15 protein-coding genes are annotated in these 14,643 nt (G+C 31.6%); 4 read left to right on the top strand and 11 right to left on the bottom strand.

What is annotated here, in order from left to right; genetic code table 11:
* Positions 1–10: 10 nt before the first annotated feature.
* On the bottom strand, positions 11–670 hold the full coding sequence (locus PW52_RS05665) for an oxygen-insensitive NAD(P)H-dependent nitroreductase NfsB (RefSeq protein WP_044631964.1): 660 nt from the start codon (positions 668–670) through the stop codon (positions 11–13).
* Between the two features lie 245 nt (positions 671–915).
* On the opposite strand from PW52_RS05665, the gene PW52_RS05660 reads away from it, so the two are divergent.
* On the top strand, positions 916–1,266 hold the full coding sequence (locus PW52_RS05660) for a winged helix-turn-helix transcriptional regulator (RefSeq protein WP_044631963.1): 351 nt from the start codon (positions 916–918) through the stop codon (positions 1,264–1,266).
* Positions 1,267–1,329: 63 nt separating this feature from the next.
* Here the strand turns inward: PW52_RS05660 and PW52_RS05655 are convergent, their stop codons facing one another.
* The 7 genes from PW52_RS05655 to PW52_RS05625 all read right to left on the bottom strand — a co-directional run bounded on the left by PW52_RS05655 (position 1,330) and on the right by PW52_RS05625 (position 8,477).
* Positions 1,330–2,484, bottom strand: coding sequence for an adenylyltransferase/cytidyltransferase family protein (locus PW52_RS05655; RefSeq protein WP_044632240.1), 1,155 nt, complete (start codon positions 2,482–2,484; stop codon positions 1,330–1,332).
* Between the two features lie 208 nt (positions 2,485–2,692).
* Positions 2,693–3,325 (bottom strand): peptidase associated/transthyretin-like domain-containing protein, encoded by a 633-nt coding sequence (locus PW52_RS05650; protein WP_044631962.1) that lies wholly within the window; start codon positions 3,323–3,325, stop codon positions 2,693–2,695.
* A 123-nt stretch (positions 3,326–3,448) separates the two neighbouring features.
* Entirely contained in the window at positions 3,449–3,997 is a 549-nt protein-coding gene (locus PW52_RS05645) for a DUF4251 domain-containing protein (RefSeq protein ID WP_044631961.1), read from the bottom strand.
* A 58-nt stretch (positions 3,998–4,055) separates the two neighbouring features.
* On the bottom strand, positions 4,056–5,102 hold the full coding sequence (locus tag PW52_RS05640) for a glycosyltransferase family 9 protein (protein ID WP_044631960.1): 1,047 nt from the start codon (positions 5,100–5,102) through the stop codon (positions 4,056–4,058).
* Complete coding sequence (locus PW52_RS05635; protein ID WP_082050847.1) at positions 5,099–5,950, bottom strand: DMT family transporter; 852 nt, start codon at positions 5,948–5,950, stop codon at positions 5,099–5,101. Before PW52_RS05635 ends, PW52_RS05640 begins: the two co-directional genes overlap by 4 nt.
* Complete coding sequence (locus PW52_RS05630) at positions 5,940–6,854, bottom strand: EamA family transporter (protein WP_044631959.1); 915 nt, start codon at positions 6,852–6,854, stop codon at positions 5,940–5,942. Before PW52_RS05630 ends, PW52_RS05635 begins: the two co-directional genes overlap by 11 nt.
* A gap of 69 nt (positions 6,855–6,923) precedes the next feature.
* Positions 6,924–8,477, bottom strand: a complete 1,554-nt coding sequence (locus PW52_RS05625) for a DEAD/DEAH box helicase (protein ID WP_044631958.1) — start codon at positions 8,475–8,477, stop codon at positions 6,924–6,926.
* Between the two features lie 201 nt (positions 8,478–8,678).
* On the opposite strand from PW52_RS05625, the gene mgrA reads away from it, so the two are divergent.
* The gene (gene mgrA / locus PW52_RS05620; protein ID WP_044631957.1) at positions 8,679–9,695 is read left to right on the top strand and encodes an L-glyceraldehyde 3-phosphate reductase; all 1,017 of its coding nucleotides are present in this window, start codon (positions 8,679–8,681) and stop codon (positions 9,693–9,695) included.
* On the opposite strand, the gene PW52_RS05615 is transcribed toward mgrA, so the two are convergent.
* Positions 9,685–10,353, bottom strand: a complete 669-nt coding sequence (locus tag PW52_RS05615; RefSeq protein WP_044631956.1) for a hypothetical protein — start codon at positions 10,351–10,353, stop codon at positions 9,685–9,687. The genes mgrA and PW52_RS05615 overlap by 11 nt on opposite strands.
* A 238-nt stretch (positions 10,354–10,591) precedes the next feature.
* Between PW52_RS05615 and PW52_RS05610 the strand changes: the two genes are divergently transcribed.
* The gene (locus PW52_RS05610) at positions 10,592–11,146 is read left to right on the top strand and encodes an ExbD/TolR family protein (protein WP_044631955.1); all 555 of its coding nucleotides are present in this window, start codon (positions 10,592–10,594) and stop codon (positions 11,144–11,146) included.
* A 1-nt stretch (position 11,147) separates the two neighbouring features.
* Here the strand turns inward: PW52_RS05610 and PW52_RS05605 are convergent, their stop codons facing one another.
* Together PW52_RS05605 and PW52_RS05600 are read right to left on the bottom strand one after the other, a co-directional pair.
* The gene (locus PW52_RS05605) at positions 11,148–11,564 is read right to left on the bottom strand and encodes a 3D domain-containing protein (RefSeq protein ID WP_044631954.1); all 417 of its coding nucleotides are present in this window, start codon (positions 11,562–11,564) and stop codon (positions 11,148–11,150) included.
* Between the two features lie 4 nt (positions 11,565–11,568).
* Positions 11,569–13,545 carry an alpha-ketoacid dehydrogenase subunit alpha/beta gene (locus PW52_RS05600; protein ID WP_044631953.1) on the bottom strand — a complete coding sequence of 659 codons (1,977 nt, stop codon included), beginning with the start codon at positions 13,543–13,545 and terminating at the stop codon, positions 11,569–11,571.
* A gap of 147 nt (positions 13,546–13,692) precedes the next feature.
* On the opposite strand from PW52_RS05600, the gene PW52_RS05595 reads away from it, so the two are divergent.
* Entirely contained in the window at positions 13,693–14,643 is a 951-nt protein-coding gene (locus PW52_RS05595; protein WP_044631952.1) for an isopenicillin N synthase family dioxygenase, read from the top strand.

The following is a 14,643-nucleotide window of genomic DNA, read 5'->3' as shown; positions in this document are numbered from 1 at the left end:
TTAATCTGCTTTATATTTCAGTAAAAATTTCGCTTTCCGGTAATCTAGATTTAGGCGTTTTATCTGTTGTATTAAAGTCAGATTCTGATCTGTATCCAATGGAAACGGCAACTAAAGCAGTGAATCCTTTTTCTCTTAATCCAAATTCTTCATCTAAAGCTTTTACATCTATACCTTCCATTGGTGTAGCATCAATACCTAAAGTTGCAACACCTAATAAAAAGCTTCCTATGTTAAGATATACTTGCTTTTCCATCCAATGATTTAAATCTTTTAAATCGTATTTATGTATTCCTGCAAATGCTTTAACGGCTCCTAAAAATCCGTTTTTAATGTCTTCATTTGGGAACCTTCCATTCTTATCTTCTGTATCCGCTATATGTTGAAAATACTCATTATCGGCATCAGTTTTTGCACAAAAAAGGACCACGGCCGAAGCATTCGTTACTTTAGGTTCGTTAAAATGAAAGAAGCCTTGAGTACCTTTTGCCATACGCGCTTTACCTTCTTTAGTTTCTGCAATAATAAAATGCCAAGGCTGAAGATTTACACTAGATGGGCTCATGCGTAACAAGTTTTTTACTTGGTCCATATCTTCGTTTGAGATTTTTTTAGAAGGATTAAATTCTTTAGTCGTGTATCTCCAGTTTAATGTTTCTTTTAAATTCATTTTTAATTGATTATTTATATTTTTTAATTAACTATCAAAAGTATAGTGGCAAAAATATTGATAGTTTGAATATTGAGCAATAACGGTCAAAAATGATAGTATGAAATTTTACATTACAAAAATATGTAATCCCAATAATAACAAGGGATTAGAAACAATGTTAAATTTACTATAAAAAGTATAGTTGTATTATTATTTATAGTTTACTAGCTTTGTGCTAATTTTAAATGTAAATCAAAATAATTATGTATAACTATAATGGAAAAAGTTACCCATGTTGCGCTAGTTTAACAATGGGACTTATTGGTGGAAAATGGAAAACAGTTATATTATTTCATTTGCAAGAAAAAACACTTCGTTACAATGAATTAAGAAAGGAAATGCCAACGGTAACCGAACGCACTTTAAGTTTGCAGCTTAAAACTTTAGAAGAAGATGGTTTAATAAAACGTAAAGTTTATACTTCTAAACCGCCGTTAAAAGTAGAATACTCGTTAACAGACTTCGGAAAAACATTAATTCCTGTAGTTCAGTCTATTGCTAATTGGGGCGTTTATGCCGTTGAAGAAAAAGGTGAATTTGTAAATACACCATAAAAAAACAACGATAGGCTTCAGTTTATCGTTGTTTTATTAATTTTCTATTTTTTAAAGTAAAACCTATAATTCCGAACCTTTACGTCGAATTTTAATAGGCATAGTACCTTCAATTGGTTTCTCTGAAATTAAAATTAGATAACCTCCGCCACCTGCTCCAGAAAGTTTCCATCCTAGTGCTTTTTCTTTATAAGGTGCCATTGCTTTTAATATTTTTTCGTTTACCATTGCTGGAAACATAGTTGTTTGCGCATTAAACGACTCGACAACACCACTAGCAAAACCTTTTAAATCTTTATTGCTGATTGCTTCCCAAGTTTTTTCGGCTGCTTTGGTAAGCGATTTAACATTTTCTTCGTTAATATACGTTTCACCAAGTAAATCTAAATCATCTTCACGAGGCCAAAGTAAAACCATACTAATATGTTTTTCTAACCAATCGAAAGTTTCTTCTTCATGGTTTTCTTCAAATTTAATAGGCCAATATTCATTATCATAATAGTGTCTTACTAAACCAGGCATACAAATACCAATAGCATCTTGTGCACCAGAAACAAACTCTTTACCTGGAATGTTTTCAAAACTAAATAGCATTTTGGCCATTTTTTTAGGCTTCTCTAATGGTAAAGAAAGTGGCCATATTTTTTTTGCTACATTTCTTGTAGAAGTTGACATGCCACTACGCTCGAAATATTCAAAGATTGGTTCTAAAGATAACGTAAGCGCCCATCCTGGGTGGAATTTCGAAACATAAGGTTGATCTATCCAAGTTCCTGCTAAATCAATTCTGTAAGGTAAATTACAAATATTCGATTTACGAATACTTGTCGTGGAACGCTCTGGCAAACCTGTTTCTGGGAAACGCTCTAATACGTGTAATTCAATATTTAAATCTTCACAAATTTCACGTTTTAAATCGGAATATCCATCTTCGTTTACCACAAAATAATCTGGTTTTAACTCGCGTAATTCCTTTTCAAAATCGATTAATCCGGATCCACTATTTACAAATGCATCTTTTACATGACGAATCGCTTTTACCATGTATAATCGTTCGTCTTCCGAGTTAATTGTTTCTCTAGCCTTTAGTTCGTAAACGGTTTTATCTGAGCCAAGACCAACATACACATCACCAAAGGTTGCAGCTTCTTTAAAAAATGCTACGTGACCACTATGCAACATATCGAAGCAGCCAGAAACAAAAACTTTTTTTGTCATATTAATAATTTTATTGTTTTTAAAATAGTCGCTATTAACCATATTTCTAAAAAATAAAATATTTTAAGCAATTTATGTGAAATTAAACACATAACAAAACAAAAAGCCTTAACGGTTTCTTTTATCTTTAAATGGCTATTGGAGTTAAAAGAAATAAATTAAACTCTACTGCAGAAATTATTACATATTGTTATAAATATAATATTGTTTAGTATGAAGCCGTTTCTTCCTTACCAAGCACAATATCGCGTTTTGCAATAAATAAACCTTCTTCTTTATTAAAAGTTAAATTTAAAATTCTGTTCGGGTTGGTGCTCGCAATATCTTCGCGACAAGAATCTTTTAAGGAAGGATCGTCGTTAAAAACATAAGATTCTATTTTCTTCTCCTCTTGCCCTGGAGCTTTAATGATAGGTAAAATTTGTTTAATTTCTTTACCTTTAAAATATGAACCTGGAACAAATGTGTAGAAAGTATATTTCCCATCTGCATTTGTTTTTACCCAACCACGATGATGAACATAACGTTTTTTATTTTCACGTTTTAGTTCAAAATTTCCGTTTTCGTCAGTTTGATGAATAAATAAAATAACATTCTTCGCTGGCGTAACACCATCATTTTGAAAAATTGTTCCTGTAATTTTTAATTTATTGGTTTTAGAAATAAAATCAGGAATAGTATCGACGTTATTAAGTTTCTTTTCAGAATAATCGTAAACAGGACTACGCTTTTTGAAATTTTGAGGAATATCGTTGGTAGCAGCTGCTGTTTCTTGAGAATTTAAAGTATTAAATACACATAAAACAATTAATAAACTAAAAAGGAAGGTAGACTTTTTCATGGAACAAGAATTAATTAATCAACTCAAAATTAATCAACTAATAACCATGATTCTAAAAAACTCGTTTGAATTAATATTTTATACGATTAATAGATAAACCGTTTATTTTTTAGTATTACCTACCTATATAATCTTCAGTTTTTTTACCTGACCTGTATAGCTTATAGAAAATCGAGATGAACTATTTAAAGACATCGAACTTTTTAAATTTGGCCAAAGTGTAATGTATACATTAAAGCTTTCAGAATTACTTTTAGCATTAAATGAAATATTATAACCTGCATCTTTTCGTTTCGAAACTTTATAGTCACTCATTAATCCTTCAAACTGAATAGCACTATCGGTCCCGCCATAATTGACATGCATTTGGCGTTCACCAAAATACGGTAAATAGGAATATATGCTATCGCCAGAAATTTTCAAATAATTTGAATTGCCAATTAAATTTATACTACTCGCATTGCTACCAGGTTGCAATAATCCCGAGTTTAAAACTTGCTGCATGGCATTTGTAACTTGCGGGTTTGCCCAAGTAGATTCTATTGAAAAATGCTTATTTTCAACTAATTGTGTTAAAGCATTTATTTCACTTTCGCTAGCTGTATTTTTTGAAGATTTACAAGAATACAGAAAAGAAACAGTTATTAATATTAAGGCATAAAACGTTTTCATAACTCTTTTTTTCTTTTAAAATACGATTTTTTACCGAATTTAAAAGAACAATTTTTCGTTAATTTAAAATAGAGTTAATGGCCTTAATCCATTCGTTTATAGTTGATTCGTTAGTATTTATAGCAATATTCTGGTTTCCATAAGGCCCGTATACCGTTAAATCGGTTGGAGCAAAAAAGCCAACTGTTGGTGTTAAACTTGCGCTTGCCAAATGCATTACCCCATTATCGGCCGCTATAAAAACAGAAGTATTTTTAATTATTGCCGCCATTTCACGAATATCTTTACTGTAAAAATGTGGTGCTTTAAAATTAATTTTCGAGATATTTTCAATGGGTAGCATCTCAATAATATTGTAATTCGGGTATTCTTTTAATAACCTATCGTAAAACGTACTCCACCAAGTTTCAGAATAACACTTATCTCCTGTGGCATTAGTATAAATACAAATGGTTTTTTTATTGTTTTTTATAATATCACTTAAAATTCGATTACCATTTTCAATTTCAGTTTTATCCAAATTTATATTTAAAACAGGCAATTCACTTTCGTTTTTAGAGTAGCCTAAGTTTTCTAAAAACCGGCGTAAATTATAAATCGGTTTTTTTGAAATATGTCTGTAATCGGGGAATTTGCTCGCAATATCTTCATAATGCTCACCAAAGACTTTAAATTTAGCTCTACTAATATTGGTTAATAATTTACCAGAAGATGAATTTGTATCGCCATTTATTACTAAATCGTATTTTTTTTGTTTTACTGAAACCCAAACAGTCATATATTTAATAAGATGATTGAACGGTTTTTTAGGAAGCTGAATTATTTTATTTACGGCTTCATAATTTTGAAATACAGGAACAGCCACACCTCCTTTTACAAATAAATCGATACTACAATTTGGAAACGTATTTATTACCTCTTGCACAATTGGTGTAAGCAATAATTGATTCCCTAACCTGTGGTTTGGCCTAATTATTAGTACTTTTTTTATGGGTAAAGGCTTTGAAGCATCAACATTAGGAATTTTATACGATTTACCTACATTTTTGGTAATGCTTCGCATAATTTTTCTTCGAATGTTATTTATACTACCAGGTACTTTCATTTTTTCTTGTCCATTTTAGCTTTATAAACTACGTTTAAAATTAATCCTGTTATAATTAAAGCAATGCCTAACAAACTCCAAACCGTATAAATTTCGGCAAACATAAAAACACCAAATAATACGGTAAAAATAACTTCCAAATACTTTAAAGGTGCTACTTGATTTGTTGATGCCACTTGAAATGCTTTAGTCATATAAACCTGTCCAAAATAACCAAAAACTCCCAAACTTAATAGTAAACCTAATTCCGTTGCAGTTGGTGTGGTCCAATTAAAAATAGAAATAACGCCACCAACAATAGTTGAAATTACCATAAAATAATTTACAACAACAACTGGATGTTCGCTTTTGCCAATTTTGCTTAAAACCACGTAAACCATTCCGCTAAAAAGCGCAGCAACTAAAATTAGAATTAATCCATACGTGTTTATTTGCGTATCGAATCCTTTAATAATTAAAACGCCAAAAAAGGCTATTGCAAAAAATAGCCATTGCCATTTTCTAATACGCTCTTTTAAAATAAAAATGGCCAAAACCGAAGCAAAAATAGGTGCTAAATAACGTAATGTAACCGCTGTACCAATGGGTAAATATTTGGTAGACATAAAGTAAAGCGACATAGATGTAACGCCAACTAAACCACGAATTATCATTAACTTTTTGTTATTTCCTAATAACGGAATTTTATTTTTAAATAAAAATCCAAATGTAAAAACCAAAGATCCTACCGAACGAAAAAATACAATTTGAAATGCATTTACATCTACTAACGATTTTACAATAGTATTCATACATGCAAAAGCCATAGTGCTTATTAACATGAATTTTATTGCTGCTTTAACGTCCAATACTTCTAGGTTTAAATTTGCGTTTTGTATTAATAAAATAAACGCCTGTTAATAATATTACTGCTGCGATAACAGATTGTACTGTAATTGTTTCGTTTAAAACCCACCAACCTAATATTAGCGCGATTATAGGGTTAACATAAGTACTTGTGGCTACTTTTTCGGGCGAAACTTCTTTTAACAAATAATTAAATGCGGTAAAAGCAATTGTACTTCCAAAAATAATTAAGCCAATTAAAGACCATGTTACGTTCGTATTCCAGGTACTCGGTGCAGTCCAAGTTTCACCAAAACAAATACTTAAAATAAGTAGCATCAGCCCACCAAAAAGCATTTGATAAGCTGTGTTTACAAACGAATTTTTAGGTAATTCGGCTTTTCCAACAAACAAACTGCCGTAAGCCCAACTAATCATACAAACAAAAATCATTATCATACCTGTAATTTGATTTTCCTGACTAATTATTTGTTTTTGACTAACCAGTAAATATATACCAATAAAGCCTAAAGCCACGCCAATGTAAGACATAGCAGAAATCTTCTTTTTCTGAAAAATGCGCATTAAAATTAAAACCACGAGAGGTTGTGCTGAAATTTCTAAAGCTGTAAAACCACTATCTACAAATTTTAAAGCCCAAACCACGACGCCATTGCCAAATGTTAAAAATAAAAATCCGGCTATAATGGTATTTTTTAGTTGCTTTTTAGTAATTGAAATATCTAATTTTAAAATTTTAGCAATTATAAAAATGATAATACTTGCAGAAATAAAACGTATAGAAGCAATTTTAAACGGCGGTAATTGGGTAACCGCAATTTTGTTAAGTAAATAAGTAGATCCCCAAATTACATAAATAGCAAAAAAGGCCAATACAATAGAGATTGTTTTACGGGAAACACTCATAGTTTGCTTAAAATAAAGTGCTAATTTAAAGCTTATTTTATGTTTAGTTAAGAAAAAGGAATAAATAAATTAATCCTCTGGTGGATAGCCGTGAATGGCTTCGAAAACGTCATCAAAATTATTGCGTAAATAGGAATTTAACTTTTTACGATAATCCCCTTTTAACCATTCAACAAAGTTAAAAGTACTTTTACTAATACATTTTGTATAGCGACCAATTCTAAAATCGATATCGTCTCCAAGTTTTTTTGCTAAGGCTAAAGCATCATAAACATCTTCGCTATTTTCAATACAAATTTTTGCATGATGCTCAATAGAACGTTCTAACACTACTTTTGATGATTCTCCGCTTCTAATTGAATTTACATAGGTTTTTTGAATATCGAAATACACATCTTTAGAGTTAGCGAACTCAGCTCGCAACTCGTCTGGCATTTCATATCTAAAATTACTTTCAAGCTCTTCGTCGCTTAAAATATTATCTAAATAAAAGTTTGGAGATTTAAATATACGTTGCCAATCTAGGTCATCTCCCCATGGGCCAAAGCGGTGGAAATTGTTTCCTAAATCGATTACAGAAAAACTTTTCTTATTATTAAATATACGCGAACCACGACCAATCATCTGGTAATAAAGGGTTAACGATTTTGTAGCTCTGTTTAAAATAATACTTTCAACACTTGGCTCATCAAATCCGGTGGTTAAAATACTAACCGATGTTAAAATAGCATCTGGCGTTTTCTTAAACCATTTTAATATCATGGCACGCTCTTTTTTGGTATTTGTATTATCGAGGTGTGCAATGGGGTAACCCGCTCTTCTAAACGTATCATAAACGTGTAAAGACGTGTTAATACCATTATTGAAAATTAGTGTTTTCTTACCTTTCGAGCGTTCTTCGTAAGCTTGTAAAAGCTTGGTAAGCATATCGTTATCGGTGTATAAATCTTCCGAAGATTTCACCGTATAATCTCCATTAGCTCCAACAACTAGCGATGTTAAACCTACGTTGTAAGTAAACATTTCGGCACGTGCTAAAAACCCATTTTCAATTAAAGATTCAATGCTTTCACCAACAATTAATTCATCATAATTATCAGTCATTGGTAATTCAATACTCGAACTTAAAGGGGTTGCTGTAACTCCTAAAATAAACGACTGACTAAAAAATTTAAACAGTTTAGTAAATGAGTTATAATGCGCCTCATCAATAATAACTAAACCAATATCAGAAATATCTAATTTATTATCGTTTAAACGATTGTTTAAAGTTTCAACCATGGCCACAAAACAGCTATAATCGGCTTGATCGCTTAAATCTGCTTTACTGTCAACCACTTTATTTAAAACTCCAAATTCGGTAAGCATTTTCGAGGTTTGTTTACAAAGCTCAATTCGATGCGTCATAACAATAACCTTCTTTTTATGGTGTTTAAGGTATTGTCTAACAATTTCAGAGAAGATAACTGTTTTACCACCACCAGTTGGTAATTGATAAAGCAAATGGTAATCGGAAGGAGATTCTTCGAAAGCTGTAAAAATTTTATTTATAGCGCCTTTTTGATAACTATAAAGGTCTTTTCCTGCTTTTCTTTCTTCTAATTCTGTTTTTGAAACGGACATGTTTAAATTTTTCTGACGTGCAAAAATAACATCTTTAAAGGGTTTCTAAAAGTAATATTTAGCTAAAATGTAGAATTTCTTTAAACAATTAATTTCTAAAGGCTTTATGTGCATCAAATAATATTACCATATATTTATTGAATCCTTTTAAAATTATAAAATAAATAGCACTAATTTTTCACTTTTAAATTGAACTAAATCATGCAAATAAACGATAAATCGGGAGTATTAAACTACCAAGCAAACCCAAATAGATACAACGAAATTAGTTATAACCGAAGTGGAAAAAGTGGCATTCTTTTACCAGCCATTTCTTTAGGCTTATGGCATAATTTTGGTTTTATTGATAGTTTGCAAAACGGAAGAGAGATTTTAAGAACGGCTTTCGATTACGGTATTACGCATTTCGATTTAGCCAATAATTATGGTCCGCCATTTGGATCGGCCGAAGAAAATTTTGGAGTTATTTTTAAAAATGATTTTAAAAGATATCGCGATGAACTTTTTATAGCCACAAAGGCTGGATTCGATATGTGGCCGGGGCCATATGGTAATTTTGGATCTAGAAAATATTTAATAGCCAGTTTAGATCAAAGTTTAAAACGTATGGGCCTCGATTATGTTGATATTTTTTATCATCACAGACCAGATCCTGAAACTCCTTTGGAAGAAACCATGCTAGCACTAGCCGATATTGTTCGCCAAGGAAAAGCTTTATATGTTGGTATTTCTAATTATAATCCTTCTGAAACAGCCGAAGCCACGAAATTATTAAAAGAATTAAAAGTGCCGTTTATTTTACACCAAGCACGCTATTCTATGCTCGATAGATGGGTTGAAAACGGTTTATTAGATGTTTTGAATGATAATGGCGTTGGCTGCATTGCCTTTTCACCTTTAGCCCAAGGTATGCTTACCGATAAATATTTAAATGGCATACCAGAAGATTCTAGAGCCGGTAAAAATTTAACGTATTTACAAAAAGAAACCGTAAATAATAATATAGAAAAAATTCAAAAATTAAATGAAATTGCACAAAACCGAAACCAAAAACTATCGGAAATGGCAATTGCTTGGATATTAAGACAAAAAGAAGTGGCTTCTGTACTTATTGGAGCGAGCTCTCCAAATCAATTAAAAAAAAATATAAAAGCACTTGATAATTTAAGTTTTACAGAAGCAGAATTAAAACAAATTGATGCAATAACTATTCCTTAATAACTATTATAGTCACTTTTACACCTTGTGCCAATGCCCAAACTTTTTTCGAAATAATATTGTCCCATTGGTCTACAATTTTATAAGCTGCAGTGTTAGGTTTAAACTCACCTTCATTAACGGCAAAAAAGTCTATTTTGTTAAATCCGTCTACCAATTTTAACTTAAATCCAGAATAACCATCGCTTAAAAAAGCACCAGGTTTTACAATATCATCGTTTACTAAAATTCGTAAAACATCGCCGTCTACACGACCATAATCTCTGTATAAAACTCTAACGTATTCCGATTTTGTTTTATAATCGCCCCAATAAGCATCTTCTTTTAAACCCGAAAACTCACCATGACCTTCTGGTAAAACTACCTTATTAAGTCTGTCTAAATTACTAGAATAAAGCTCTCCTGGATTTCCAAATTCTTCTTCTGGAAACATAGAAAATTCCTTTTTAGGAAGCTCTAAATTAGGAGAAACCTTTGGTGTATTTAAACCAAATTGTGTGTTACTTTTTGGATTAGAATTAGAAAACATATTGCTTACAGCAGAATCTTTTTTAGTTTCAACTGCCGGTATAGCAATAGATTTATTACCGCTATCTATTTGAGAATAACCAGATAACGAAATCAATAGTATAAAAATTAAAATGTATTTAGATGACATAAATTCTATAAAACAATTTTAATAATAGTTTCAAATATATTTAATAATTAATCATTCAACGAACAGACAATTAATTTTTAGTATGTGTTTAACAATAATTGTACCTAAGCACTATTTAAATTGAAAATTATATAAATTTCTTAATTTTTTTATGCATTTTATTAAATGATTGTTTCATAAGTAATTATGGTACTGTTTTTGCGAATTAAGTTTTTATTAACATTTTAAACTTTTTATTATGAGACATTCAAAACAATCGCCACAAGTTAATGCCGGTTCTATGGCCGATATCGCATTTTTACTACTCATTTTCTTTTTAGTTACAGCTACAATTTCTTCAGATGAAGGCTTAAACAGGCAATTACCAAAAGATTGCCCTACTGGAGATTGCAATGCTGTAATTGCAGATCGAAACATTTTAACGCTTTTAATTAATGATAACGATGAAATCATGCTTCAAAATGATAGAATTGAAATCGAGCAGCTTAAAAGTTTAGTCGTAAATTTTATTGATAACAACGGCGATAAATCATGCCTTTATTGCAAGGGTGAGCAAAATCCTAAAGCATCAGATAATCCTAAAAAAGCAGTTATTTCACTTCAAGTAAGCGACTTAACTACTTACGACAGATTTATAGAAGTTCAAAACGAACTTTCGAAAGCTTATTTTATTTTACGAAGCAATTACAGCAGAAAAACTTTTAATAAATTCCCTGAAGATTTAAATAAACAGGAATTAAATGCAGTTAGAGAGGCTTATCCGTTTTTACTTTCTGAAGCTGAAACCAATTAATTTAATCTTGCATTTTAGGAATACCGTAATCGATGCAAACCCGTTTTTTTCCCCATTGTAAAGCGGAATCAACATTTATGCCCATATAAATATCGATACGGTTTCGCCACCTAGAATGCATTTTATCTTTAACAAAATAAACTCCAGTTAATCCTTCAATTTTAACTGGAGTGTTATGTTTTAGTCCGCGATTTAAAAGGTCGCGCGATACTGCAATGTATTTTAAACCAGGTTTTAAACTATCACCAAAAGCCGTAATATTAGGATTGGAACTCGTTTGATATTTTAAAGAATTATAGGCCGTCGCTGTTACCAAAGCAGAATTCCAACTAAATCCATCCTCAAAAGTGGATGTTTTAGTTTTATGGTCTTCACATGAAAACAAAGCTATCAACAATATAAAACAGAGTTTTTTCATTAATTTAATAAGCTAACAAAGCCTTTAATTCGGTTTCAAATCGAGATTTTGCTAAATATTGGTCTTCTAAGTTTTTAGCAAAAGGAATAGGCGTATCTAAACTAGCTACACGTTTTACAGGCGCATCTAAAAACTCAAAACAATGTTCCATAATTAAAGCAGAAATATCACTTGCAACACCACCAAAAAGCGAATCTTCTTGTAAAACAATAGCTTTTCCTGTTTTTTTTACTGATAAAAATATAGTCTCAGTATCTAACGGCTGAAGCGTTCTTAAATCTATTAAATCTGCCGAAATACCTAAATTAGCTTCTAAAGTTTCCAAAGCCCAATGTATGCCTGCTCCGTAAGAAATAATAGTGACGTCGTTTCCAGATTTCACCATACTTGCTTTTCCAACAGGTAAAGTATAATAGTTTGTTGGCACATCTTGTCTTACACTTCTATATAAAGCTTTATGCTCGAAAAACATCACCGGATTCGGGTCGTTAATAGCCGTATTTAACAAGCCCTTGGCATCATATGGAAATGCTGGGTAAACCACTTTTAAACCCGGTGTTTTAGTAAACCAAGCTTCGTTAGTTTGCGAATGAAAAGGTCCTGCAGCAACACCGCCACCACAAGGCATTCTAATCACCAAATTGGCTTCTTGTTGCCAACGGTAATACGACTTTGCCAAGTAATTAACAATAGGATTAAAGCCCGAGCTTGCAAAATCTGCAAATTGCATTTCTACTACGGCTTTCATTCCTGCTATTGACAAGCCCATGGCGGTCTCCACAATGGCCGATTCGCAAATGGGTGTATTCCTAACTCTGTCTTTGCCAAACTGCTCAACAAAGCCTTCGGTTATTTTAAAAACACCGCCGTATTCGGCAATGTCCTGTCCCATAATCACTAAATCGTCATGTCTTTCCATGCTTTCCTTTAAAGCCATCTTTACAGCATCAATAAATCTTATATTTTCTTGATTCAATTCTGGCTTAAAGTCTTGATATATAAATTCTTTAAAAACATCATTTAATTCCTTGTTATAATTAAAATCAACTTCATTTTCTTTAAAAACAAGTTTCAAGTTTTCTTCAATTTCGTTCGATATATTTTCAATAAAACGCAATTCTAAATCATCATTTAATACTTCAGTTTCAATTAAATAATTTCTGAAATTCTCGATAGGATCTTTACTTTGCCATGTTTCTAAAAGTTCTTTAGGAACGTATTTTGTGCCACTTGCCTCTTCGTGCCCGCGCATTCTAAATGTTTTAAATTCTATTAAAATAGGACGAGGATTTTCGCGAACGCTTTTTGCAATATCACTAAGCTCGGTATAAACATCAATTATATTATTTCCATTAATAATATAACTTTCCATGCCGTATCCTAAAGCTCTATCAGCTAAATTTTCACAATAATATTGCTGGTTTGCTGGTGTAGATAAACCGTAACCATTATTTTCAATACAAAATAAAACCGGTAATTGCCAAACCGAAGCCACATTTAAAGCTTCATGAAAATCGCCTTCGCTTGTACCTCCTTCACCCGTAAAAACAGCCGTAACCGTTTTTAAATTTTTTAGTTTCGAGGCTAATGCAATACCATCGGCGACACCTAATTGCGGACCTAAATGAGATATCATTCCCACTATTTTATACTCTTGAGTACCAAAATGAAACGAACGATCTCGCCCATTTGTAAACCCAGAAGCTTTACCTTGCCATTGCGCAAAAAGTCGATTTAAAGGTATATTTCGAGTTGTAAAAACCCCTAAATTACGATGCATTGGTAAAATATATTCTTCCTTATTTAAAGCCATTGTTACGCCAGCCGAAATAGCTTCTTGACCAATACCCGAAAACCATTTACTAATTTTTCCTTGCCTTAATAAAACTAGCATCTTCTCCTCTATTAAACGAGGTTTTAACATGTTTTTGTAAAGATTCAATAAAGTAGGCCCTGAAAGATTATGTTTCTTGAAGTTCATAAATATTTATCAATTAAACCTTAAAATAATAACAAGGAAAACAATCAAATATACTATAAATTGTAAATATGATAATTAGTTCAATGCTATTAAAAAATTCGATTGTTTTCGTACATTTGTATTTACACGTATTTTAAAAAACTTGAGATGAACAGCGTACCAAGCGTAAATTTAAAAGATTTTACCTCTAACGATCCAGATAAAAAACAGCACTTTGTTAATGCCATTGGTAAAGCCTATGAAGAAATAGGTTTTGTCGCTTTAAAAGGTCATTTTTTAGATGATAATTTAGTTGAAAGACTTTACAGCGAAGTAAAAAACTTTTTTGACTTACCTATTGAAATAAAACAAAAATATGAAATTCCAGGTATTGGTGGACAACGTGGTTATGTGTCCTTTGGTAAAGAAAGTGCAAAAGGCAAAAAAGAAGGCGATTTAAAAGAATTTTGGCATTTTGGACAGTATGTTGATGATAATGATGAATTAAAGGCTGAATATCCAGATAACGTAATTGTTGATGAGTTACCAAAATTTAATAAAGTTGGTAAAGAAACCTACCAAATGCTAGAAAAAACAGCTAAGTATGTTTTACGAGCCTTAGCACTACATTTAGGGTTAGAAGAAACTTATTTTGATGCTTTTATTCATAATGGTAATTCTATTTTACGCCCTATACATTATCCACCAATTACAGCAGAACCTAAAGAAGCTGTTCGTGCGGCAGCACATGGTGATATTAATTTAATTACACTTTTAATGGGTGCACAAGGCAAAGGTTTACAAGTTCAAAACCATAAAGGTGATTGGATTGACGCTATTGCTGAACCTGACGAACTTATGATAAATGTTGGTGATATGCTTTCACGTCACACTAATAATAAATTAAAATCTACAATTCATCGTGTTGTAAATCCCCCAAAGGAACTATGGGGAACATCAAGGTATTCAATTCCTTTTTTTATGCACCCAATTAGCAGCATGAAACTAGATGTTTTAGATAGCTGTGTAGATAATAACAATCCGAAACAATTTGATAATATTTCTGCAGGCGAGTTCTTAAATGAGCGTTTAATTGAACTTGGTCTTATTAAAAAGTAA

Source organism: Neotamlana sedimentorum, assembly GCF_000943565.1.
Taxonomy (GTDB): domain Bacteria; phylum Bacteroidota; class Bacteroidia; order Flavobacteriales; family Flavobacteriaceae; genus Neotamlana; species Neotamlana sedimentorum.
Note: the sequence above shows the minus strand (reverse complement) of the source record. Positions and strands in the feature narration are given on the sequence as shown.